At 72.0% G+C, this 24,193-nt stretch carries 15 protein-coding genes; 12 read left to right on the top strand and 3 right to left on the bottom strand.

Going from position 1 to position 24,193, the window contains the following annotated elements:
* The first annotated feature begins 9 nt into the window (after positions 1-9).
* The 11 genes from MUN74_RS01890 to MUN74_RS01840 all read left to right on the top strand — a co-directional run bounded on the left by MUN74_RS01890 (position 10) and on the right by MUN74_RS01840 (position 20,071).
* Positions 10-1,401 carry a serine/threonine-protein kinase gene (locus MUN74_RS01890; RefSeq protein WP_370647334.1) on the top strand — a complete coding sequence of 464 codons (1,392 nt, stop codon included), beginning with the start codon at positions 10-12 and terminating at the stop codon, positions 1,399-1,401.
* Positions 1,401-7,280, top strand: a complete 5,880-nt coding sequence (locus MUN74_RS01885; protein ID WP_244854685.1) for an Ig-like domain-containing protein — start codon at positions 1,401-1,403, stop codon at positions 7,278-7,280. The genes MUN74_RS01890 and MUN74_RS01885 overlap by 1 nt, the downstream gene beginning before the upstream one ends.
* Positions 7,277-8,248 (top strand): AAA family ATPase, encoded by a 972-nt coding sequence (locus MUN74_RS01880; protein ID WP_244854684.1) that lies wholly within the window; start codon positions 7,277-7,279, stop codon positions 8,246-8,248. Before MUN74_RS01885 ends, MUN74_RS01880 begins: the two co-directional genes overlap by 4 nt.
* The gene (locus tag MUN74_RS01875) at positions 8,245-9,558 is read left to right on the top strand and encodes a DUF58 domain-containing protein (protein ID WP_244854683.1); all 1,314 of its coding nucleotides are present in this window, start codon (positions 8,245-8,247) and stop codon (positions 9,556-9,558) included. Before MUN74_RS01880 ends, MUN74_RS01875 begins: the two co-directional genes overlap by 4 nt.
* Positions 9,555-11,846, top strand: coding sequence for a transglutaminase TgpA family protein (locus tag MUN74_RS01870; protein WP_244854682.1), 2,292 nt, complete (start codon positions 9,555-9,557; stop codon positions 11,844-11,846). Before MUN74_RS01875 ends, MUN74_RS01870 begins: the two co-directional genes overlap by 4 nt.
* Entirely contained in the window at positions 11,843-12,532 is a 690-nt protein-coding gene (locus MUN74_RS01865; protein ID WP_244854681.1) for a zinc-ribbon domain-containing protein, read from the top strand. The genes MUN74_RS01870 and MUN74_RS01865 overlap by 4 nt, the downstream gene beginning before the upstream one ends.
* A gap of 119 nt (positions 12,533-12,651) precedes the next feature.
* Entirely contained in the window at positions 12,652-15,717 is a 3,066-nt protein-coding gene (locus tag MUN74_RS01860; RefSeq protein WP_244854680.1) for an FtsK/SpoIIIE domain-containing protein, read from the top strand.
* A 128-nt stretch (positions 15,718-15,845) separates the two neighbouring features.
* Entirely contained in the window at positions 15,846-17,060 is a 1,215-nt protein-coding gene (locus MUN74_RS01855; RefSeq protein ID WP_244854679.1) for an ABC transporter substrate-binding protein, read from the top strand.
* A 2-nt stretch (positions 17,061-17,062) separates the two neighbouring features.
* Entirely contained in the window at positions 17,063-18,259 is a 1,197-nt protein-coding gene (locus MUN74_RS01850; RefSeq protein WP_244854678.1) for an ABC transporter ATP-binding protein, read from the top strand.
* A 1-nt stretch (position 18,260) separates the two neighbouring features.
* Positions 18,261-19,172, top strand: a complete 912-nt coding sequence (locus MUN74_RS01845; protein WP_244854677.1) for an ABC transporter permease — start codon at positions 18,261-18,263, stop codon at positions 19,170-19,172.
* Positions 19,173-19,288: 116 nt separating this feature from the next.
* Positions 19,289-20,071 (top strand): ABC transporter permease, encoded by a 783-nt coding sequence (locus tag MUN74_RS01840; RefSeq protein WP_244856306.1) that lies wholly within the window; start codon positions 19,289-19,291, stop codon positions 20,069-20,071.
* Between the two features lie 107 nt (positions 20,072-20,178).
* On the opposite strand, the gene MUN74_RS01835 is transcribed toward MUN74_RS01840, so the two are convergent.
* Complete coding sequence (locus tag MUN74_RS01835) at positions 20,179-21,168, bottom strand: asparaginase (protein WP_244854676.1); 990 nt, start codon at positions 21,166-21,168, stop codon at positions 20,179-20,181.
* A gap of 4 nt (positions 21,169-21,172) precedes the next feature.
* Positions 21,173-22,561 carry a 4-aminobutyrate--2-oxoglutarate transaminase gene (gene gabT, locus MUN74_RS01830; protein WP_244854675.1) on the bottom strand — a complete coding sequence of 463 codons (1,389 nt, stop codon included), beginning with the start codon at positions 22,559-22,561 and terminating at the stop codon, positions 21,173-21,175.
* A gap of 68 nt (positions 22,562-22,629) precedes the next feature.
* Here gabT and MUN74_RS01825 point away from each other — a divergent pair, with 68 nt between their 5' ends.
* The gene (locus tag MUN74_RS01825) at positions 22,630-23,109 is read left to right on the top strand and encodes an OsmC family protein (RefSeq protein ID WP_244854674.1); all 480 of its coding nucleotides are present in this window, start codon (positions 22,630-22,632) and stop codon (positions 23,107-23,109) included.
* Between the two features lie 32 nt (positions 23,110-23,141).
* On the opposite strand, the gene MUN74_RS01820 is transcribed toward MUN74_RS01825, so the two are convergent.
* Complete coding sequence (locus tag MUN74_RS01820; protein ID WP_244854673.1) at positions 23,142-24,101, bottom strand: hypothetical protein; 960 nt, start codon at positions 24,099-24,101, stop codon at positions 23,142-23,144.
* Positions 24,102-24,193: the final 92 nt, after the last annotated feature.

Genomic DNA, 24,193 nt, shown 5'->3' with positions numbered 1-24,193 from the left:
GGGAGGATCGTGTCGCGACGACTGCCGTCCACCCCGCCGACCCTGCCCGGCTTCGAGTTCATCCGAGTGCTCGGTTCGGGCGGCTTCGCCGACGTGTTCCTGTACGAGCAGAACATGCCGCGCCGGCTCGTCGCCGTGAAGGTGCTGCTCGCGGGAGTCGTGAACGACGACCTCCGGCAGATGTTCCAGGCCGAGGCGAACCTCATGGCCCAGCTCAGCTCCCACCCGTCGATCCTCACGGTGTACCAGGCGAGCGTCGCCGCCGACGGACGCCCGTACCTCGTCATGGAGTACTGCTCGGCGTCGATCGGACAGCGCTACCGTGCGGTGCAGCTGCCGCTCGGGGAGGTGCTCTCCATCGGCGTGCGCATCGCGAGCGCCGTCGAGACGGCGCATCGTTCGGGAGTGCTCCACCGCGACATCAAGCCGTCGAACATCCTCACGACCGCCTACGGACACCCCGTGCTGAGCGACTTCGGCATCGCGGCCACGCTCGGACAGGCGGAGCGCACGGAGGCGGTGGGGCTCTCGGTTCCGTGGTCGGCACCCGAGGTCCTGCGTGACGAGACGAGCGGAACCGTGGCGAGCGAGGTCTGGGCGCTCGGCGCCACGGTGTACTCGCTGCTCGCCGGCCGCAGTCCGTTCGAGGTGCCGGGCGGCGACAACTCGCCGCAGGCGCTCACGGCGCGCATCGGCAAGGCGAAGCTCGCGCCGACGGGTCGCATCGACGTGCCCGCGAGCCTCGAGGCGGTGCTCGCGAGGTCGATGGCGAAGCAGCCGAAGGCGCGACAGTCCGGGGCGCTCGAGTTCATCCGCGACCTCCAGGCCGTCGAGGAGGAGTTGGGGCTGCCCCAGACGCCGATCGAAGTCGCCATGGACGACTGGGCCCTCGCGACGGCCGTCGACCTCGACGAACGCACCCGCGTGAGCCCGGCCCGCTCCGGACTCGACGCCGGACGCCGTCGTCGGCGATCGCACGCACGCGTCCCGGCGGCGTCGACGGCGGCCGACACGACCGCCGGGCGAACTCGTTCGGCCCCGCCGACCGCGCGCCGGCTCGCATGGGGGGTCGCCGTCGCGGCCGTGCTCCTCGTCGCGCTCGTCGGCGCGGGCATCGTCACCGTCCTCCAGAACACCCGGACCATCCCCGTGGTCACCGACCTGCGCGGCGCCGCCCAGGGCACCGAGGTCACGTTCGACTGGAGCGATCCCGGCATCCGCTCGGGCGACGCCTATCTCGTCTGGATCGACGGCGAGGCCGCGCCGATCCAGCGCGAGACGAGCCTCTCGGTCGACGCCGGCAGTCGTGACCGCGTGTGCGCCAGCGTGACGGTCACCCGCGACGGGCGACCCGGTACGCCGAGCACCGAGCGTTGCGTCGACGTCGAAGGTGTCGGGTGATGCGATTCGCGATTCCCCGCAGACACCGGTCCGCGCTGATCTCCGCGGCGGCGATCACCGCCGTCGTCGGCGTCGTCGCCACGATCGCCGTGACGAGCGGTGGCTACGCGGCACAGCGGGTCGAGCTCGGGGATGCCGCGGTCTGGGTCGCGAACGAGCGGCTGCAGTCGGTCGGTCGGGCGTCGACGGCCGCGTTCGAGCTCAACTCGATCGTCGAGACCGGCGGCGGATCGACGATCGTCCAGCGCGGGTCGACCGTGCTCGTGCTCGACGCCGACCGATCGAGCGCAGGCATCCTCGACGCCGCGGACTCGACCCTCACCGACACCGTGCCGGTGCCGCCCGACACGTCCCTGCTGGCGCTCGCCGGCGACCGGGTCGTCGTCGCCGCCCGCGGTGAGATCTGGACGAGTGCGATCAGCGAGTTCGCCGACTTCGACGCCAGCGAGGAGTCGGCGCTCAGCTTCGGTGCGAACGCCGTCGTCTCGGTGGCGCCGTCCGGGCTCGTGTTCGCCTACAGCCCCTCGACGGGTGACCTCTCGGAGGTCTCCGCCTCCGACGACGACCAGGTCGTCGCGAGTTGGGCGCTCGAGCCGTTCCCCGCCGGCGACGAGGTGCAGGTCGCCTCGGTCGGCGGGCGCTGGGCCGTGTTCGACGCCGATGAGCGCCGGCTCGAGCTCGACGGCCGCCGCGTCGACCTCTCGAGCCGGATCGGTGCGAACGACGTGCCGCGGCTGCAGGCTCCGGCCGACGGCGGGCACGAGGTGTGGGTCGCTCATCGCGGAGGACTGCTCGCGGTGGACCTCGACAGCGGGGCGGTCCGCTCCGCCGTGTCCGGCGTCGACGGCAGGCCCGCCGCTCCCGTCATGCACGACGGGTGCGTCTACGCCGCCTGGTCGGGAGGATCGGCCTGGCGCTCCTGCGGCGGATCGGCCACGCCGGTGACGCTCGACGGCGCGGCGGGCGACGGGCTCCGGTTCGCGGAGAACGGTCGCGCGATCGTGCTCAACGACCCGGCCAGCGGGCGCACCTGGGCGGCCGACGACCGTTTCCGGCGTATCGACGACTGGCAGCGCCTCATGCGGACCGAGCGCGACGACGCGGAGGTCGAGCGCAACGACCCCGACAGCGACCCCGAGATCGAGAAGCGCCGCACCCCGCCGGTCGCGAAGGACGACGCCTTCGGCGCACGACCGGGGCGGACGACGGTGCTGCCGGTGCTGCTCAACGACTACGACCCGAACGGCGACGTGCTCGCGATCGCCGGCGTCGAGGGCGAACTGCCCGACTGGGCGCGGCTCGACGTGATCTCCGCTGGGCAGCAGCTCCAGCTGACCCTCGGTGAGGACGCGTCCGGTCCACTGCGGTTCGCCTACGTGGTCGACGACGGCCACGGAGGGTCGAGCCGGGCCGCCGTCGCCGTCGAGCTGCGCGCGGCCGACGCGAACTCGCCTCCCGAGCAGCGCCGGTCGATCAGCGCGGATGCGGCCGACGGCGGGCGGGTCTCGACGCCGGTGCTCGGCGACTGGGTGGATCCCGACGGCGACCCGATCTTCCTCCGACGCGCCACGACCGCCGAACCCGACCGGGTGTCCTCGACGGCCGACGGTACCGTCGGCTTCATCGAACGGGGCGGCACCGGCGACGAGCGGAAGGTCCAACTCGTCGTCTCGGACGGTCGCGACGAGACCGAGGGCGTCCTCGAGATCGACGTGCATCCCGCCGACGCGGTGCCGCTCGAGGCCGAGCCGTTCATCGCGGTCGCGACCGCGGGCCGTGAGATCGTCGTCGACCCGCTGCGTCACGTGCACGGCGGCGCCGGCCGGGTGCGCTTGAGCGCCGTCCCCGCGAAGGCCGACGTCCGGATCGCCGTCGACTACGGCGGCGGAACCTTCCGCTTCACGAGCGACGTCGTCGGCACGCACTACCTCGAGTACACGGTCACCGACGGCTCGACGCCCGTGACGAGCATGGTCCGCGTCGACGTCCAGGCCCCGCCCGACCGCGACACGACGCCGATCACCGTGCCGCACACCGCGTTCCTCCGCGTCGGGCAGCCCACCGACGTCGATGTGCTCGCGACCGACATCGATCCGACCGGCGGCGTGCTCGTCGTGACCGAGGCCGACGTCGACGGCGACGACCGCGGGCGGCTCGAGGTCGAGGCCGTCGACCACGGACTGCTGCGCGTCACCCTCACGGCCCCGCTCGAGGCCGGGTCGACGACGTTCGACTACCGCGTGAGCAACGGTCTCGCCGAGGCGGTCGGCGAGGTCACCGTCGTCGAGGTGCCCGACCCCGAGCAGGCGCAGGCACCGGTGGTGGTCGCCGACGCGATCTCGATGCGCACCGGAGACGTCATCGACATCCCCGTGCTCGCGAACGACGAGCAGCCCGACGGGCTCCCGATCGAGCTCGCGTCCGAGCTCGTCGAGAAGCCCCGTGCCGGCCTGCTCTTCGCCTCGGGTGAGCGACTGCGCTATTTCGCGCCCGAGCAGACGGGTGAGTATCGGGCGCGCTATCAGGCGGTGACCGAGGACGGCCAGACCGCCGAGGGCGACGTCACGATCTCCGTCTCCGACGCCGACCCCGACACGAATGCCGACCCCGTGCCCGAGACGGTGACCGCACGCGTCATCGCGGGCGAGAACGTCCGCATACCGATTCCGCTGACCGGGGTCGACCCCGACGGCGACTCGGTGCAACTGCTCGGCCCGCAGTCGAACCCCGAGCGCGGCACCGTCGAGGCGACCGGTCCCGACTGGCTGGAGTACCGGGCGAGCGACTACGCGGCCGGCACCGACGAGTTCGCCTATTCGGTCATCGATGCGCTCGGCGCGCGCGCCGAAGGCACCGTCCGCGTCGGCATCGCCCCACGGGTCGCCCGCCCCGAGCCTCCGCTCGCGGTCGACGACCTCGTGACGGTTCGCCCCGACCGCACGGTCACCGTGCGGGTGCTCGCCAACGACTCGGATCCCGCGGGCGGCCGGTTGCGCATCACGTCGGCCGAGGCCGCCGACGGCGCCGACGTCCGGGTCGTCGACGACCGCCTCGAGATCGACGTGCCGGAGGGCGAGGGCCGGTACGGCGTCTCCTACGAGATCGAGAACGAGACCTACGGCCGCGCCACGGCATGGGTCTACATCGATGCGCTCGCCGACGCGCCGCTCGCCCGCCCCGAGGCATCCGACACGGTGCTCGGACTCACCGACATCGTCGGCGAGACGTCCGTCGTCGTTCCCGTGCTCGACAACGTCTACCTCGCCGACGGCGACGTCGACGAGGCGGGTGTCGACCTCGTCGACGGATACCGCAGCGGTGCGGAGGTGCTGCGCGACGGCACGATCAGGGTCGACGTCGAGGACCGACGCCGCGTCGTGCCGTTCGTCGTGAGCCATCCCGACGACGCCGAGCTGGTCGCCTACGCCTTCATCTGGGTGCCGGGCCGCGACGACGCCCTGCCGCAGCTCCGAGCGGACGCCCCCGATGTCGAGGTCGCCAGCGGAGAGGTGATCCAGCTCGAGCTCGCCGACTTCGTGATCGCCGCGTCGGGTCGGCCGGTGCACATCACCGACGAGGCGAGCGTGCTCGCCTCGCACGGCGACGGGAGTTCGCTCGTCGTCGATCGCGACACGTTGCGGTTCCGCAGCGAGCCAGGATACGACGGACCCGCGTCGATCTCGTTCACCGCGACCGACGGCGATGGGCCCGACGACCCGTCTGCGCGCACGGGCACGATCGTTATCCCGATCACGGTGCGATCGAACGACGACGAACCGCCCGCGTTCACCGGGACCCTGATCGAGTTCGAGCCGGGGCAGACGAAGCCGATCGACCTGCGCCGCCTCACGATCCCCGATGCGTCGACCGCGCAGTCCGAGCGCACCTACCGGGTGATGCAGCCCGACGCGGAGGGCTTCGACGTCGCCCTCGACGGCGACGAGCTCACCATCACCGCCCGTGCCGACACGCCCGTCGGCGCGAGATCGGCGGTCGTCATCGGCGTCGCCGACGAAGCGGGCAAGGGGTCGGGCGGCCGCATCGAGCTGAGGGTCGTCCCCTCGACGAAACCCCTCGCCCGTCCGATCGACGATGCGGCGATCGCGAAACGCGGACAGACGACGCGGATCGACGTGCTCGCCAACGACGAGGCGACGAATCCGTTCCCGGAGACGCCGCTCAGGGTCGTCGCGGTCGACCTCGACGACGTCGGCGAGGGCATCTCGGTCACGCCGAGCGAAGACCGGTCGACCCTCACGGTGACGGCCGCCGCCGGCGCGCCGCCGGTGAACACGACGGTCCGCTACCAGGTCGAGGATGCCACGGGGGAGGCGTCGCGCAGGGCCTGGGGTGCGGTGACGATCTCGGTGCAGGACCGGCCCGAACCCGTCATCGGCCCCGTCGTGACCGGGTTCGGCGACGGCACGCTGGACCTGGCGTTCGGTGCGGGCGCGTTCAACAACTCGCCCATCACGGGCTACGAGATCGCACTCGTCGATCCGGCGACCGGCGACGCGCTCTCGACGGCGATGTGCGCCGCGACCGCGTGCACGGTCGCGACGCCCGGCAACGGCCAGGCGAACGCGGTCGACGTGCGGATCAGAGCGCGGAACGGCATCGGGTACTCCGACGCGCAGGTCGCACCGGGACCCGTCTGGTCCGACGTCATCCCGCCGCCGCCCGCCGGACTCGGCGCGCTCCCGCTCGACGGGCGGCTCGGCATCGTCTGGAAGCCCGTCGGCACGGGGTCGGGCAGTGCCGTGCATTCGTACGTCGTCACGGTCGCCGGCGTCGCGACGGAGGTGACCGCCGCGTCGGCGTGCACCGCCGGTCAATGCCGCGTCGACTCGCAGGCGATCGCGAACGGAAGCCGCGTGCCCGTGAGCGTGAGCGCGCGCAACGAGGCCTATCCGGCTCTCGCCGTGTGGACCGACGCCGAGACCGCCGGAACGCCGTTCGGCCCGCCCGTCGCCGGCGCGATCGAGGTCGTGGGCGATGCGTCGGCCGGCGCGGCGACGGTCACCTGGGCGCCGTTCGGGGCGAACGGCGACCCCGTCGCGGGCTACTTCGTGCAGCGGCTCGTCGACGGCGCCACGGGGGTGCCGAGCGGAGCGCAGGCGTGCCAGGTCACCACGCCCGCCCCGGGCAGCGTGGTCCCGCCGTCGTCGGGCGGCACGGTCGCGGAGACGATCCGCGTCGGACCGGAGACGTCCAGCCTGCGATTCACGGGCACGGCGGCCGACTCGACCAAGTACTCCTTCGTGGTGTGGGGCTACAACCGCGCCGGCTGCACGCACACGGACGTCGCCGGCGTCGTCGTGCGCCCCGGACCGGGAGCCGTCGACGGCGTCACGAGCGAGATGGCGTGGAACGGCCCCGAGATCTGGGACCGGTACATCGACGACGTCGACGTCTCCGCATCACGGATCGAGATCGTCGGCGTCGACGACCAGGGCACCCAGATCCCCGGCACGAAGCGGGAGTTCCGCGGATCGGGTTGGCTCAGGGACCTCTTGAGCGAGCGCTTCGACTACGGCGAGACTGGTCGGTTCCAGGTGCGCGGATGCACCGTGTGGGGCAGTTGCGGGCGCTGGTCCGACGTGCTGCCGGGCGGTGAGTCGCCGACCCTCACCTTCGCGCTGCCGAGCCGGCAGTGGGACGACCGTCGATCGACCTGGTCGTGGACCGACGAACCCGACAACTCGGGCCTTCCGGTCGAGTTCAGCTGCGGCGTCGACGGCGACCCGACCGGACGCCCCGCGCAGACCCCGACGAGCTGCGAGATCACCGGGGCCGGCCCCGGCGACCGGGTCTGGTTGGATGTCAGGATCGCCGGCGTGAGCGCACGATACGAGGCCAAGGGCAAGGAGACGCAATGACGATGACCCCCGATGAGGCCGCCGCATTCGCGGCGACGCTCGACCGACTCGTCGGCGCCGTCGAAGAGGTGCTGCTCGGCAAGAACCGCGTCGTCCGCCTCGCGTTCACCGCGCTGCTCAGCGAGGGACACCTGCTCCTCGACGACGTGCCCGGCACCGGCAAGACCTCCCTCGCCCGGGCCATGGCCCAGTCGGTCTCGGGCACGAGCAACCGCGTGCAGTTCACGCCCGACCTGCTGCCCGGCGACATCACGGGCGTCACCGTGTACGACCAGCGCGAGGGCGTCTTCGAGTTCCACCCCGGACCGGTGTTCGCGAACATCGTGCTCGCCGACGAGATCAACCGTGCGAGCCCGAAGACCCAGTCGGCACTCCTCGAGGTGATGGAGGAGGGGCAGGTCACCGTCGACGGGCAGACCCACCCCGTCGGACACCCCTTCATGGTCATCGCGACCCAGAACCCCGTCGAGCAGGCCGGCACCTATCGCCTGCCCGAGGCGCAGCTCGACCGGTTCCTCATGCGCACCTCGATCGGCTACCCCGACCACGCGTCGACCATCAGGATCCTCGAAGGCGCCGACCAGCGCGCGCACGACCATCGCGTCGACCCGGTCATCGGTGCCGACGAGGTCGTGCAGCTGGCGGCACTCGCGCGCACCGTCTACGTCGATCCGACCATCCACGACTACGTGTCCCGGCTCGTCGACGCGACGCGCACGGCGCGCGAGGTGCGACTCGGCGTGAGTGTACGCGGTGCGCTCGCGCTGATCCGCACGGCCAAGACGCACGCCGCCGGCCGCGGTCGCCACTACGTCGTGCCCGACGACGTCAAGGCGCTCGCCGAGCCCGTGCTCGCGCATCGCCTCATCCTCGACCCCGAGGCGGAGTTCGACGGGGTCACGACGTCGAACCTCGTCGCCCAGGTGCTCATCGAGACGCCGCCCCCCTCGACCAAGCAGGCCGTGTGACCCTTTCCGCGACGCGAACCACGATCCCCGAGGAGGCCAGGAGACAGGGCCTGCTCGCGGTCGTCATCGCGCGCGCGGTGCGCGGGGGCAATGCGATCGCGCTCGCCGCGATGCGGTGGACGCGGGCGGTGAGCGGCGTGGTGACGCCGCTCGGCTGGTCGGTCGCCGCGGCGGCGATCGCCGCGCTCGCGGTGGGCTACGGGTGGGGGCTGGTCGAGGTCATCGTGCTCGGCTGGGCGTTCGCCGTGCTCTTCGCGGTCTCGGCGCTGTGGCTCGTCGGCCGCGGCGCCGGCGAGGTGCACCTCTCGCTGCCGTCGCCGCGGGTCGTCGTTGGCGATCATGCGGAGGCCAGACTCCTCGCGAGCAATCGCGGGCCGCGACGGTTCGGCGGAGTCCAGCTCGAAGTGCCGGTCGGTGCACGGCTCGTCGAGCGCGTGCTACCCGGCCTGCCGAGGGGCGGCTCGATCGAGGCCGAGCTGCACATCCCGACCGACCGTCGCGGCGTCGTTTCGATCGGTCCGGCGCGCACCGTACGCGCCGACCCGATCGGGCTCATGCGCCGTGAGATCGTGTGGTCGGAGACCGTCGAGATGCGGGTGCAACCGCGCACGGTCGCCGTCTCGGCGCTCAGCACGGGATTCATCCGCGACCTCGAGGGGTCGCCGACCCGCGACCTCACGACGAGCGACATCGCCTTCCACGCGCTGCGCGAGTACCTGCCGGGCGACGACCGCCGCTACATCCACTGGCGCTCGAGCGCGAAGACCGGCACGTTCATGGTGCGCCAGTTCGAGGAGTCGCGCCGGAGCCGGATGATGGTGCTGCTCGACCTCGACCCCGGCGCCTACGTCGACGACGCGGAGTTCGAGCTCGCGGTGGGCGCGGCCGCCTCCGTGGGCGCGCGCGCCATCCGCGACGCGCGGAGCGTCGCGTTCGTCGTCTCCGGCCACCGCACCGGCCGGACCGGCGCGATGCGCGAGCTGCCGACCGTGTCGCGAGACCGCCTCGTCGACGCGCTCTGCGTCGTCGAGCGTGACGACCGGGCTGCGCCGATGCCAGAGGTCGCGCGCACCGCGGCCGAGACGCTCCACGGGCTGTCGCTCGTCTTCCTCGTGACGGGTTCGGCACGCGGAGTCGCGCCCCTGCGCTCGGCCGCGAGCCGGGTGCCGCCCGGCATCGAGGTGGTGGCGGTGCAGTGCTCGCCCGAGTCGCAGCCGACCGCGCGCACGGTCGGCGGGCTCACCGTGTTCGGCATCGGCTACCTCGAAGACCTGCGCGCGATGCTCGCGAGATCGGCCTCGATCGCATGAGCGCGCGTCTCGGGCTCGGACCTCGCCGCGGATGGTCGGTCGCGCTCAGCGTCGCGCTCGTCGTGTCGATGCTCGCAGCGGCGATGATTCCCTGGTGGCCCGTGTACGAGAGCCCGGCGTTCTTCGTCGCCGCCGGGACGGCGATCGTCGCCGGCTGCGGGATCGGACTCGCAGGTGCCCGGTGGTCGTGGCCGACGTGGGTCGTCGCGGTGGCGGTCGCCGGCGCGTACGTCGTGCTCGGTGTGCCCGCCGCGGTGCCGGATCGAGCCCTCTTCGGGGTGCTGCCGACGCCGGACGGCCTCGTCGAACTCGTCGCCGGTGCGGCGCTCTCGTGGAAGCAGCTCGTCACGATCGCGGTGCCCGTGGGTTCCTACCAGGCGCTGCTCGTGCCGCCGTTCCTCACCGGGCTGGTCGCCGCGACCGCCGCCACGACGATCGCACTGCGCACGCCGCGCCCCGCTGCCGCCGTGCTGCCGCCCGCGGTCCTCCTGCTCGCCGGAATCACGCTCGGGGTGGTCCACGACGACTTCGCCCTCGAAGCCGGGCTCGCGTTCTTCGCGACCGCGGTCGCCTGGTTCGTGCGGATCGCGATCGCTGGGCGTCGGGCGATCTCCGGCGGACGACCGGTCGAGGCGACGCTCGCCGATGCACGACGCGTGCTCGGAGCATCCATCATCGTCGCCGTCGCCCTCGTCGGTGCGACCGCGGCGGCGTTCGCGCTGCCGTCGCCGGCGCGCAACGTCGTCCGAGCCGGCCTGCAACCGCCTTTCGAACCGAACGAGCACGACAGCCCGCTCGCGGGATTCCGGACCGCCTTCGACCCCGAGGTCGACGACGACCCGATGCTCGAGGTGCGCGGGCTGCCCGACGGCGCCGGGCTCGCGATCGCGGTGCTCGACACGTACGACGGAATCGTCTACTCGGTCGGCGGGTCCGACGGGGCCGGCCCGTCGGGCAGCTTCAGCCGGGTGCCCTTCCGGCTCGACCAGCCCGCCGATGCCGGTGAGACGGTGCGCATCGACGTCAGCGTCGAGGGCTACCGCGACGTCTGGGTGCCGGGCATCGGCAAGCTCGAGCGGATCGAGTTCGGCGGCCCGCGCGCCGACCGGCTCGGGGAGTCGTACTTCTACAACGACGTCACGGGCACGGGCGCCGTCGTCGGCGGGCTCCGGTCGGGCGACCGGTACCTCGCGGTGTCCGTCGTGCCGACCCCGCCGACCGACCTCGCGTCGATCGAGCCCGGCACGAGCGTGCTGCCGCCGCTCCCCGAACTCCCGGCGCGCCTCGGAGACGTGCTCGAGGAGTGGGCGCCGCCGGGGGACCCGCCCGGCGAACGCCTCTCGAAGGTCATCGCCGGATTCCACGAGTACGGCTTCGTGAGTCACGGGCTCGACGGCGAGGAGCCGAGCCGCTCGGGGCACGCGCTCGACCGCATCGACGAGCTCATGACCGATCAGCCCATGATCGGCGACGGCGAGCAGTACGCCGTCGCCGCCGCCCTCATGGCGCGCGTCATCGGGTTTCCGGCGCGGGTCGTGGTGGGCTACCTGCCGGGCCACGACACCGAGCGGGATGCCTCGACGGGCGCCGTGCGCTTCACGAGCGCCGACCGTCAGGCATGGATCGAGGTGCAGGCGTCCGACGGAACGTGGCTGCAGGTCGACCCGAATCCGCAGCCGCGTCCGATCCCGAAGCGCGAGCCCGAACGTCCGAAGGTCGTCTCGCGCCCCGAGTCGGTGCTGCCCCCGCCGGCCGAGCGAACACCGCTCGTCGACGACGAGCCCGGACCGGGATCGACGCCGGACGACGGCGGGGACGGCGACGACTGGTTGCAGGCGGTGCTCGGCGGACTCGAGGTGGCCGGGATCGCGCTCGTCGGCATCGTCGCCGTGTGCAGCCCCTTCGTCGCGATCGTCGTGGCGAAGCAGCGCCGTCGTCGGGTGCGTCGTCGTGCGCCCACGGCCGTCGAGCGGATCGAGGGCGGGTGGCTCGAGTTCGCCGACTCGGCGGCCGACCACGGGTACGCCATCGTGCCGACCGCGACGCGAGCCGAGCAGGCGGCGATCGTCGGCGGACTCGCGCCGCTCGTGCTCGCCGCGGTCGTCGACCGCGCCGTCTACGCGCCGGGCGGACCGGGCGACGGCGACGATCACCGGGTGTGGGAGACGGTCGACGAACTCCGTCGCCGCCTGGGCGTATCGCGGAGCGCCCGGGATCGCCTGCGGGCGGCGATCTCGCTCAACTCGCTCGGCGGGTACGCTGTGAGCCGGAGAGGAGCCCGTTCGTGAACTGCCGGATCTGCGGTGCCGAACTGCCAGCCGACGCGATGTTCTGCGGCGAGTGCGGCAGTTCGACGAGTGCGACCCCCGAGTCGCGACGCCGACCCGACCCCCGCCCCGGGGACACGACACGGGTCGACCGCCTCCCGCGCGCGTCGCAGCGCAACAGCGGTGTGATCAGCGTGCCGGTCGACGGGTTCCGCGCCGCCGAGCCGATCGTCGACCCGCCGTCCGCCGACCCTCGAGCCACGGGCGCAGGAGTCTCCGAGGTCGGGGCCGCCTCCGCCGTCGCATCCGCCGCGGATGCCGGCGAGGTGCCGGACGTCGGTGCGGCGCCGCTCGTGGGCGGCGTCGCCGTCCAACCCGCGCGCCCGCAGTTCTCGCTGCGGTTCAGCACCGGGGAGACCCGCACGGTGTTCGGATCGGGACTCATCGGTCGCAAGCCCATGCCGCAGCCAGGCGAACGATTCGACCACCTCGTGCAGATCGCCGACCACACCCTCTCGGTGTCGAAGACCCACCTCGAGTTCGGTGAGCACGAGGGCGGGCTCTGGGTCGCCGATCGGTTCTCGAGCAACGGCACGGTCGTCAGACGTCCCGATGACGGGGCGTTGCGGTGCGAGCCGGGCCGACGCTACCTCGTGCCGCGGGGCAGCCGCGTCGAGATGGCCGAGCAGTACTTCTCGGTCGACTGACGGCGTCCTCGGTCGATTGCGGGCCCGACCCGTCCTCCACAGGTCCGCATCCCGCCGGTCGACGCACCTCGGAGGCGGTCTCGAGTGTCGCGGCATCGTGCTCGTGGTCGTATCGATGAGTGGACCAGACCGAGCTCGCCGTACCCGGCCATGAGGCCCTGCCCGCCGTGCACCTGCCGCTGCGCCTGCCGCCGGTGCCGTCCGAACCCGAGCGACCCGGCTTCCCGCTGCTCGCCGCCGCGGCGCCCGTGGCCGGCGCGCTCGCACTGTGGGCGGTCACGGGGTCGATGTACTCCCTCATGTTCGCCGCGCTCGGCCCGCTCGTGGCCGTGGCGTCCGTGCTCGACGCGCGGCGGCAGGGGCGACGCCGACGGCATCGCGCGGAACAGGCGCGCGCTGCGCAACTGGCCGAGCTCGAGGCCGAGATCCTCGCCAGGCATGACGAGGAGCGACGTGCGGCATGGCGCGCCGAGCCCTCTCCGGCCGCCCTCGTCGCTGGCGCGGCGCGGCCGGCCTGGACGGGTGACGGCCCGGGGCGGGTGGTGATCGGCAGGGGCATCGTCGCCAGCCGGGTGCGGGTCGAGGGCACGATCGCCGACGCCCGCGATCGGGCTGTGCTCGAGAGCGCCGCGCGACTCGTCGGTGCACCCGTCGTGGCCGACCCGGCGCACGGTCTCGCCTTCGTCGGTCCGCTCGAACTGGCCAGGGCGGCCGCGCGGGCCGCCCTCATCGCCTGGGCCCATCGGGTCGATCCCGCGGTCGCGGTCGTCGAGCTCCCGCAGTCGTCCGAGTGGGCCTGGGCGGCGCGGCTCCCGCACGCCGCGGGCCACGCGCGACGTTCAGAGCCCGGCCTGCGGCGCGGGGAACGGCCGGAAGCGAGCGCGGCCACCGCGCTCGTGCGACTGATCGACTCCATGGCCGATCCCGCCCAGGCGAACGCCGGCGGGCACGCGACGTCGCGAATCGTCGTGGCGAGCGAGGCGCGGTCGCTGCCGCCTGGAATCGGCGCCGTGGTGCGCCTGCTGGGCCCCGGCCGCGCACTCGTCGAGGCCGCGGGCGCGGCGCCGGCGAGCATCGAGCCCGTGCTCGTGTCGCGCGCTGCGGCGAACGGCTGGTGCACGTCGGCCGCCGAACTCGCCGAGCGCCTCGGCGGAGACGCGCCCGCACCGCTGCCCGAGCGGGTCGCCCTCGCCGAACTCCCGCCGCCGTCCGGCGAACGACGCGACCCCGAGCGAGGCAGCCTCGCCGTCGCGGTCGGGCGTGCGGCGAGCGGACCGCTCGAGCTCGATCTCGTCCGCCACGGCCCGCACGCGATCGTCGGAGGCACGACGGGCAGCGGCAAGAGCGAGTTCCTGCTGGCATGGCTGACCGCGCTCGCACGGGCCTACACGCCGCTCGAGGTGTCGTTCCTGCTGGTCGACTTCAAGGGCGGTGCGGCGTTCGAACCCATCCGCGACCTGCCGCACGTCACCGGCATCGTGACGGATCTCGACGGGTCGGAGGCGCGACGCGCGGTCGAGAGCCTCCGCGCCGAGCTGCGGCATCGGGAGTCGGTGCTCGCCCGGGCGGGCGCGCGCGACGTGCGCGAGCTGACCGGCTCCGTCGAGCTCGCGCGGCTCGTGATCGTCGTCGACGAGTTCCAGGCGATGATCGAGCAGTTCGCCGAACTCGGAGCGGTGATCGCCGACATCGCCGCCCGCGGCCGCTCGCTCGGCGTGCACCTCGTGCTCGCTTCGCAGCGGCCCAACGGCGTCGTACGCGAGCAGGTCACCGCGAACTGCGCGATCCGGGTCTCGCTCCGCGTCATGCAGCGGGCCGACAGCCTCGCGGTCGTCGGCGTCGACGCCGCGGCGTCGATCCCGCCCGACCTGCCGGGTCGCGGCGTGATCGACCGGGGCGACGGCGACCCGGTGCTCTTCCAGTCGGCCGTCGCCGACCAGGCGGCGGTGCTGGGCGCGAAGGTCGCCGCGGCCGGCCGGCCACGGGCACGCCGTCCGTGGCTCGACCCGCTGCCCGCACTGCTCACGGGCGCCGACCTCGACGCGTTCGTCGCTTCGTCGTCGGCGGCGGCAGCATCGGCAGGCGAGCCGGGCGACGGCCTCGCGTTCGGCCTCGTCGACCTGCCCGCCGAGCAGCGCCGCAGCGTCGCCGAGTGGCGACCGGGTGCCGACGGCAATCTGCTCGTCGCGGGGATGCCCGGCAGCGGACGATCGACCGTGCTCGCCACCATCGCACGTTCGGCGGCCCGCCGATACGGTTCCGGCTCAGTCGCTCGACTCGGCGGTCCGCGCAGCGAGGTCTGGGACGCGCTCGCCGCGTTCACGAACAGACTCGGAAGACCCGACGAAGCGAACGGCCTGCCGCGCCTGATCGTGATCGACGACCTCGACCGTCGATTCGTCGACTGGCCCGACGATTACCGGGCCGCGGCGATCGAGCGGCTCGCCCGACTGCTGCGCGAGGGACGCGCGCACGGCGTCGCCGTCGTGGCGTCGGCGGTGCAGTGGCTCGGCGTTCCGCACGAGTTGCGCGACGCCTTCGGGTCGCGGCTCCTGCTGCGGCATCCGACCCGGCCCGACCTGCTCCAGGGCGGGGGAGCGGGCGAACTCTGGCGTGCCGACGACGGCCCCGGTGCGGGGCAGTGGCGCGGCCACCGCGTACAGTGCGCGCTGACGGCCGGAGTCGCCGAGGAGGCCGGCGCGATCACCTCGACGGGCGGCGTCGGCGAGCGGGCCGCGCGTGACGGCGCACCGGAGCTCGACCTCGCACGCTCCGGCTCCTACGCCGTCGTGACCATCGACCCGGTGGGCGACGCCGAGACGTTCGCCCGGCTGGGCGCGACGGTGATCGCCGTGGCACCGGGCGTACCCGTGGCACCGGGCGCGGTTGCGGTGTCGCGGAGTGACGACGAAGCGGCGGAAGCCCAGGACCGGCCGATCGCGTATGTCGGGGGCGCCGACGGGTGGGCCGCGAACTGGTCGCTCGCGGCGGGGATCCGCGAGCGCGCCACCGTCCTGGTGCGCGGTGCCGCCGCGGAGTATCGCGCGCTCGTGGGCGACCGGGCACTCCCGCCGCTGCTCGACGAGGGTTCCCGTCAGGGATGGGCGAGATCGCCCGGTTCGCCTGCGCGCAGGATCACGTGGTTCGATGCCGGCGCGCAACCGAATCCGCGGTCGAAATCGTGATCGGGTACTGATTCCGTGCACATCGTTCTCAGAAGTTAACGATTCGGACACCATGTACTGCCGAATCGGCATCGCCTGTGTCAGGATCGTCCCACCCCGTATGCGCTTGCAATGAATGGAGTCCCCCCGTGAGCCCTCGGCCCCTGCCCCAAGACCCGATGATCCGCTCGCTGATCGCCCAGGCGCGCAACTCGCAGCTGAGTCGTCGCACCCTTCTCGCCGGCGCCGGAGCCGGCGCCACCGCCCTCACCCTCGCCGCCTGCTCGACCGGCGGCGGAAAGGCCAAGCCCACGGCCGCCGCCGACAAGTCGGCGACCGACAAGACGCTCAACTGGGCGAACTGGGCCGCGTACATCGACGAAGACGACGCGGGCAACTACCCCACCCTGCAGGCCTTCACCGAGCAGACCGGCATCGAGGTCAACTACGACGTCGCGGTCGACGACAACAACACCTATTACGGCAAGGTGAAGGACCAGCTCGCGCTCGGCCAGGACATCGGTGCCGACACCGCGGTGCTCACCGACTGGATGGCCGCCCGCTGGGTGCGCCTCGGCTACACCCAGGCGCTGAACCACGACAACCTGCCGAACCTCGCGAACCTCAACCCCGCGCTCCGCGACCCCGACTTCGACAAGGGTCGCAAGTTCACCGTGCCGTGGCAGGGCGGCTTCGCCGGCATCGCCTGGAACAAGGAGGCGATCCCCGGAGGCCTCTCGAGCGTGTCCGACCTGTGGGACTCGTCGCTCAAGGGCCGGGTCGGCGTGCTCAGCGAGATGCGCGACACGATGGGCTGCATCATGCTCGAGAACGGCACCGACATCGCGGGTGACTGGGGCGACGACGAGTACACCGCCGCCATCGACATCCTGCGCGAGCAGGTCGAGAACGGCCAGGTCCGCAACATCAAGGGCAACTCGTACCTCGAAGACCTGAAGAGCGAAGACACGCTCGCGGCGATCGTGTGGTCGGGCGACATCACCGTCATCAACGCCGAAGCCGGCGACAAGTGGGAGTTCGCCCTGCCGTCGGCCGGCGGCACGCTGTGGAACGACAACTTCCTCGTGCCGATCGGCTCCCCGCGCAAGACCAACGCCGAGACCCTCATCAACTACTACTACGAGCCCGAGGTCGCCGCCGAGGTCGCCGCATGGGTGAACTACATCACGCCGGTCGTCGGTGCGAAGGAGGCCGCCGCTGCGATCGACCCCGACCTCGCCGAGAACCAGCTCATCTTCCCGAACGAGGAGACGCTGCAGCAGGCGCACATCTTCCGCTCGCTCTCGGGTGCCGAGGAGCAGAAGTACCAGGCGCAGTTCCAGAGCATCCTGCTGGGTTCGTGACGATGGCGATCAGAGAATTCGCCGAACGCGGCGCCGACCTCGAGCTCGTCGGCATCCAGAAGCGGTTCCCCGGCTTCACCGCCATCGAGGACCTCGACCTGAAGATCCCGGCCGGCTCGTTCTTCGCCCTGCTCGGCCCGTCGGGCTGCGGCAAGACGACGACGCTGCGCCTCGTCGCCGGGCTCGAAGAGCCGACCAAGGGTCGCATCCTCATCGGCGGCAGCGACGTCACGAGCACGCGGGCGCATGAGCGCCCCGTGAACACGGTGTTCCAGAGCTACGCGCTCTTCCCGCACATGACGATCATCGAGAACGTCGCCTTCGGCCTCAAGCGCCGCAAGATCGGCGACGCGATGGTCAAGGCGCACGAGGCACTCAAGCTCGTCGAGCTCGACCACGTGGCCCAGCGCAAGCCGCAGCAGCTCTCCGGCGGCCAGCAGCAGCGCGTCGCCCTCGCCCGCGCCATCGTGAACCGTCCTGCTCTGCTGCTGCTCGACGAGCCGCTCGGCGCGCTCGACCTGAAGCTGCGCCGCCAGATGCAGCTCGAGCTGAAGACCATCCAAGAAGAGGTCGGCCTCACCTTCCTGCACGTGACCCACGACCAGGAGGAGGCCATGACCATGGCCGACACGGTCGCGGTCATGAACAAGGGTGCGATCGAGCAGATGGGCGCACCCGAAGAACTCTACGAGCTGCCGCGCACGGCGTTCGTCGCGAACTTCCTCGGCCAGTCCAACCTGTTCACCGGCAACGTCGTCTCGACGACGGCCGACGCGATCACGGTCGAAGCCGCCGGTGCGCGCATCATCGTGCCGACCGCGCGTGCGCAGCGCCACCAGGGCGAGGTCACCGTCGGCGTCCGTCCCGAGAAGGTCTCGTTGCACACCGAGGCGCCGATCGCCGACGCGAACCGCAACGTGCTGGGCGCCGGGCGCGTCGTCGACGTGTCGTTCTCCGGTGTGAGCACCCAGTACCTCATCGAGCTCCCCGGCCAGGGCATCGTCACCGTGTTCGCGCAGAACATCGGCTTCGGTCCGGTCGCCGGGCTCGGCAGCGAGGTCTGGGTGAGCTGGGCCGTCGAGCACGGCTTCGGCCTCGAGGACACGCCAGACGAGACCCGTTTCCAGGACGACGCGTCGACGACGTCACTGGCGGCGCTGCATCGCGAGGCGCTCGTCTCGGAGCTCGAGGAGCACTGACATGGCCTTCGCAGCGTTCTCGACCGCCGAGGCGCAGCCGCAGGCCCAGCGAAAGCGCAGCCCCATCGCGCTGCTGCTGCTGCTGCCCGGCATCGCCTACCTCGTGCTCTTCTTCCTCACGCCGCTCGTCTCGCTCGTGCTCACCTCGCTCCAGGCGCCGAGCGAGTTCGGCGACATCGGCGTGTACGACTACGCGTTCAACTGGCAGAACTACGTCGACGTCGTCAACCAGTACTGGCCGCACATCGTGCGCTCCTTCGGCTACGCGCTCGTCGCGACGGTCGCGGCGCTCGTGATCAGCTACCCGCTGGCGTACTTCATCGGCGTCAAGGCGCGCCGCTGGCCGCTCCTGCAGAGCCTCATGCTCGTGCTCGTGATCGCCCCGTTCTTCATCAGCTTCCTGCTGCGCACCCTCGCGTGGAAGCAGATCCTGTCGGACGAGTCGTTCATCATCACGTCGCTCAAGGCGCTCTCGCTGATGGCCCCCGACGCGCACTTCACGGGCACGCCCTTCGCGGTCATCTTCGGTCTGACCTACAACTTCATCCCGTTCATGACGCTGCCGCTCTACACGACGCTCGAACGCCTCGACCTGCGCTACCTCGAGGCCGGCAGCGACCTGTACGCGAGCCCGTTCCAGGTGTTCCGCAAGGTCACCATCCCGCTGTCGATGCCCGGCATCGTGGCGGGCACGCTGCTCACGTTCATCCCCGCCGCGGGCGACTACGTGAACGCGAGCCGCGACTTCCTCGGCGGGCCCGACACGCAGATGATGGGCAACGTGATCGAGGCGAACTTCCTCGTGCTGCTCAACTACCCGGCGGCCGCGGCGCTGTCGATCATCCTCATGGCGGCGATCCTCGTGCTCGTCGGCATCTACGTGAAGCGCTCGGGAACGGAGGACCTGCTGTGAGCGGAGAAGTCCAGGCGGCCGCCGTCCTCGGCGGACTCGGCGAGAACGAGCAGCTCGATGCGAACAAGCCCGCCGGCGGGCGGGTGCGCCCGCGCCGGCTCGGCCTCGGCGACTGGCTGCTGCCCGTCTACACGGTGCTCGCGTTCATCTTCCTGCTGATCCCGATCGCGTACACCTTCGTGTTCAGCTTCAACGACTCGATCAAGTCGAACATCTCGTGGCGCGGATTCACCCTCGACAAGTGGCTGAACGTCTGCAACGTCGAGGGCGGTGCGGTCTGCGAGGCGTTCGCGAACAGCATCATCATCGGCATCGTGGCGACCGTGGTCGCGACGGTGCTCGGCACGATGATCGCGATCGCCATCGTGCGCTACCGGTTCCGGGCGCGGTCGGCGATCAGCCTGCTGCTGTTCCTGCCGATGGCGACCCCCGAGGTCGTGCTCGGCGCGGGACTCGCCGCGCAGTTCCTCGCGGCGGGCGTCGCGAAGGACATGACGACGATCATCCTGGCGCACACGATGTTCTGCATCAGCTTCGTCGTGGTGACGGTGAAGGCGCGCGTGGCGAGCCTCGATCCGGCGCTCGAGGAGGCTGGCCGCGACCTCTACGGCTCACCGGCCCAGGTGTTCTGGCGGGTGACCTTCCCGCTGCTGATGCCCGGCATCGCTGCGGCGGCGCTGCTGTCGTTCGCGTTGAGCTTCGACGACTTCATCATCACGAACTTCAACTCCGGTTCGACGTCGACGTTCCCGAAGTACATCTACATCTCGGCGGCGCGCGGCATCCCGGCCGAGGCGAACGTCATCGCGTCGGCGGTGTTCATCGTCGCCCTCGTGCTCGTCGTGGGCGCGCAGGTGTCGCGGGCGGCACGACAGAAGCGGCTCGCGAAGCTGGGCTGAACGACGGCCTCCGGCCCGAACGAGGATGCCCCGGCGAGATCGCTCTCGCCGGGGCATCCTCGTTCTCGGCATCGGCGGGGCGAGCACTCGCCCGCGCCCGCCGTGCCTCAGACGGTCGCGCGGATCTCGCCGACGCGACGGTCACCGCCCATGATCCAGAGATCGAGCTCGGTCTGCATCTCGTCGATCGCGGCGTCGTCGAGGGCGCCGGCGGCGGCGAGCAGTCGCAGGCCGATGATCGTCGATGCGCGGTTCGAGCCGTCGAGCACCTTGACCGTCGTCGTCGTGCCGTCGGGCGCCGACATGATCATGACGCCCTCGGCGCCGAACTTGGCGAAGACGCCGAGCCGTTCGATCGCGACCGTGTCGGGCTGACCCGGACCGGCGACGGCCCAGCCGTGCTCGCGGGCGGCCGCGGTGAGGGCCGCCGACTCCCGGTAGAGCGCGAACGGCGAGCCGGCCTGCGCGGTCGTGATCTTGTGCACCCCGCGCGCGAGCCCCGTGAGGCTCACGGCGTGCACCGGCGCACCGCAGCCGTCGATCGCGGTCGCCGCGGGGCGTTCGCCCGTGAGGCGCTCGAGCACGTCGAGGATGCGCTTCTGCAGCGGGTGCTCAGGGTCGAGGTAGCCGTCGAGCGGCCACTCGTTGGCCGCGCACGCGAGCAGCATGGCGGCGTGCTTGCCCGAGCACGTCATATACGCGCGGCGCTTGGGGGCGTCGCGGCGGACGAGCTCATCGCGGGCGGCGCGATCGACCGGCAGCGCGGGCGGGCAGCCGAGCGATGACTCGGGGATGCCGGCTCGGGCGAGCAGGCCCTCGACGAGTGCGACGTGCGCGGCGGTGCCGGAGTGGCTCGCCATCGCGATCGCCGCGTCCTCGCCGCGCAGCGTGACACCCGAGGTCATCACGGCGACGGCCTGGAACGGCTTCAGCGCCGAGCGGGGGAAGACCGGGGTCGCGACGTCGCCGAGCGTGCGCACGACCTCGCCCTCGGGGGAGAGCACGACGGCGGAACCCGCGTGCCTGGACTCGATGAAACCACTGCGTTCGACCACGGCGAGCTGGACGGAATCTGCGACGGAGAAGGTGCCGGACACGGGTTCAGCCGAGGGCCGCGAGGCCGTCGTCGAGCACACCGAGGGCGTCCTCGATGAGCGCGTCGCTCATGGCGAGGCTCGGCAGGAATCGCAGGACGTTGCCGTAGGTGCCCGCGCTGAGCAGGAGCACCCCGTGCTGGGCGGCGTACGCGACGAGCTCGCCGACCGCCTGGGCGTTCGGCGTCTTCGTCGTGTCACGGGTACCGGGCTGGACGAGTTCGATCGCGATCATCGCCCCCTTGCCGCGGATGTCGCCGATGACGTCGTACCGCGCACGCAGTCGTTCGAGACCGGCCGTCAGGGTCGCGCCGATGCGGCGGCCCTCGGCGAGCAGATCGTTCTGCTCGATCGCCTCGAACACGGCGATCGCCGCGGCGCAGGCGACGGGGTTGCCGCCGAACGTGCCGCCGAGCCCGCCGGGGTGCGAGGCGTCCATGATCTCGGCGCGGCCGGTGACGGCGGCGAGCGGCAGGCCGCCCGCGATGCCCTTCGCGCTGAGCACGAGGTCGGGCTCCCAGTCGAAGTGCTCGCTCGCGTAGTAGCGGCCGGTGCGGGCCATGCCCGACTGGATCTCGTCGGCGATCATGACGACGCCGTGCTCGGTGCACCAGGCCTGCAGCATCGGCAGGAATCCGTCGGCCGGAACCATGAATCCGCCCTCGCCCTGGATCGGCTCGACGACGAGGCACGCGAGGTCCTCGGCACCGACGACCTTCTCGAGGTAGGCGATCGTGCGCGCGGCGGCGTCGGCGCCCGACAGCCCGTCGCGGTACGGGTACGAGCTGGGGGCGTGGTAGACGTCGCCCGCGAACGGCCCGAAGCCGGCGCCGTACGGCATCGCCTTGTAGTTCATGGCCATCGTGAGGTTCGTGCGGCCGTGGTAGGCGTGGTCGAGCACGGCGACGGCGCGCCGGCCCGTGTGCTTGCGCGCGATCTTGACGCCGTTCTCGACGGCCTCGGCGCCCGAGTTCACGAGCACCGTCTTCTTCGCCCAGTTGCCGGGCGTGTGCTCGGCGAGCAGCTCGGCGACGCGCACGTACTCCTCGTAGGGGGTCACGGTGAAGAGCGTGTGGATGACGTCCTGCAGCTGTGCGGCGGCCGCCGCGACGACGGAGGTCTCGGTGTGCCCGATGGTCGTGACGCCGATGCCGGCGCCGAAGTCGACGAACCGGTTGCCGTCGACGTCGACGAGGATCGCGCCGTTCGCGCGCTCGATGAAGACGGGCAGGGCGCTCGAGACGCCGGCCGAGACGACGCTCTCGCGTCGGGCCTGGAGCTCCTGCGACTTGGGGCCGGGGACGGCGGTGACGATCTTGCGCTCCTGCGGCACGGTGTACACCGGTGCGACGGTCTGGGCGGGCGCGTTCTGGGCTTCGATTGGCGAGTCGGTCATGGTGCCTCCACCATATCGCCGCGGCCACCGCCCGGCGGGGGAGAATCGGATGACGGAGAGGGGACGACATGCTCGGACGGCACGAGTACGAGGTCGAGGTCGAGTGGCAGGGCGACCGGGGCAGCGGCACGAGCGGCTACCGCGCGTACAGCAGGCGGCACGTCGTGCGGGCGGCGGGCAAGGCGCATGAGCTCGAGGGGTCGAGCGACCGCGTGTTCCACGGCGACGCCGAGCGCTGGAACCCAGAGGACCTGCTCATCGCGGCGCTCAGCCAGTGCCACATGCTCTCGTACCTGCACGTCGCGACGAACCACGGCGTGATCGTGCGCGGATACACCGACTCGGCGGTCGGCACGATGCAGGAGGACGGCCGAGGCGGCGGCGCGTTCACCGAGGTGGTCTTGCGCCCCCGGGTCGTGGTGGCGGATGCCTCGATGCTGGGTCTCGCGGAACGGCTTCACGCCGAGGCATCCGAGAAGTGCTTCATCGCCGCATCCGTCGCGTTCCCGGTGCGCCACGAGCCGACGGTGAGCGTCGCCGAGGACTGAGGGGCAGCACCTGCGAGGGCACTGTCGCCCCGCTACTCCACGGGTGCCGGCGGCCGGGTCGGCAGCGCCGGGCCGGGCGGGCACGCGTGTCCGCCGACGAGGCGGGAGCACTCCGGCAGGAAGCCGGGGTACCGCTCGGCCTCGGGGTCGCCGAACCAGCGGTGCCACAGGCGCCAGAAGTTGAGGTTGCCGAACGCCGAGCAGTCGTCGCCCGTCTCGGGATCGGCGAGGGTCGCCTCGCTCGGCTGGTACGGCGTGTAGTTGTAGAGGTTCGCGGTCGCCTGGTTGCGGATGCCGACCTTCGTTCCTCCGCACGCCGAGTCGGGGTTGAAGGCGACCTGCACCTTGCCGATGCGGTACTGGCGCTTGGGCTGCTCGGTGTACTGACGGAACTGCCATGCGGCGTTGTACACCTGGTTGAAGAACCCGAAGTACTCCTGGTCGCAGTCGGCCGTGTCGGGGCATCCGTAGCCCGTCGCCCGCAGGTAGCCGTCGGCGCTCGGGCGCGTGAGCAGCGACTGCTCCTTCTGCAGGAGCACGAGCAGCGTGCGCGGACTGATGCCGCACGCGGTCGCGACCTTGGCGATGATCGACGACGCCCGCTCGCGGTACTCGCCGTCGTAGGCGGCGCAGTGCGCGCCGCCGACCGCGGGCTGCGAGGTCGTCGTCTGGCGGTAGTCGGCCAGGCAGGGCACGTCGTCCTGCGGGCGGCAGTCGATGCCGTCGAGGAACGTCTGGATCTCGCCGACCGACATCGACGAGCTGTCGTAGAACGCGTCGTCGCTCACGATGTATCCGGGGTCGAACCCGGTCGTCGCGTCGGGGATGTCATACTCGGGCGTCGGCGTCGCACGACTCGCCGCCCCACCGTCCCAGGGCTCGACGGCGGCCGTGTCGGGAGCGCACGCGGCGAGCCCGAGCAGCGCGACCGCGGCGACGGCGACGAGCCGCGCGGTGCGCGCGATGCCGGCGTTGGTCTTCGGCGGGGTCACCGGAGCGACGATACCCGGTGCCGGCGCCTTCAGGCTGGAAGACCGCCCGGGTGAGCTGGGAGAACGCTCGAGCAGGGCTGGGAGAACGGCGA

Source organism: Agromyces sp. H17E-10, assembly GCF_022919715.1.
Taxonomy (GTDB): domain Bacteria; phylum Actinomycetota; class Actinomycetes; order Actinomycetales; family Microbacteriaceae; genus Agromyces.
This window is presented reverse-complemented; position numbering and strand designations above follow the sequence as displayed.

Excerpts from the sequence above, each read along its gene's own strand:
- MUN74_RS01885 (WP_244854685.1), top strand. The coding sequence starts at position 1,401 with ATGCGATTCGCGATTCCCCGCAGACACCGGTCCGCGCTGATCTCCGCG.
- MUN74_RS01880 (WP_244854684.1), top strand. The coding sequence starts at position 7,277 with ATGACGATGACCCCCGATGAGGCCGCCGCATTCGCGGCGACGCTCGAC.
- MUN74_RS01870 (WP_244854682.1), top strand. The coding sequence starts at position 9,555 with ATGAGCGCGCGTCTCGGGCTCGGACCTCGCCGCGGATGGTCGGTCGCG.
- MUN74_RS01850 (WP_244854678.1), top strand. The coding sequence starts at position 17,063 with ATGGCGATCAGAGAATTCGCCGAACGCGGCGCCGACCTCGAGCTCGTC.
- MUN74_RS01845 (WP_244854677.1), top strand. The coding sequence starts at position 18,261 with ATGGCCTTCGCAGCGTTCTCGACCGCCGAGGCGCAGCCGCAGGCCCAG.
- gabT (WP_244854675.1), bottom strand. The coding sequence starts at position 22,561 with ATGACCGACTCGCCAATCGAAGCCCAGAACGCGCCCGCCCAGACCGTC.
- MUN74_RS01825 (WP_244854674.1), top strand. The coding sequence starts at position 22,630 with ATGCTCGGACGGCACGAGTACGAGGTCGAGGTCGAGTGGCAGGGCGAC.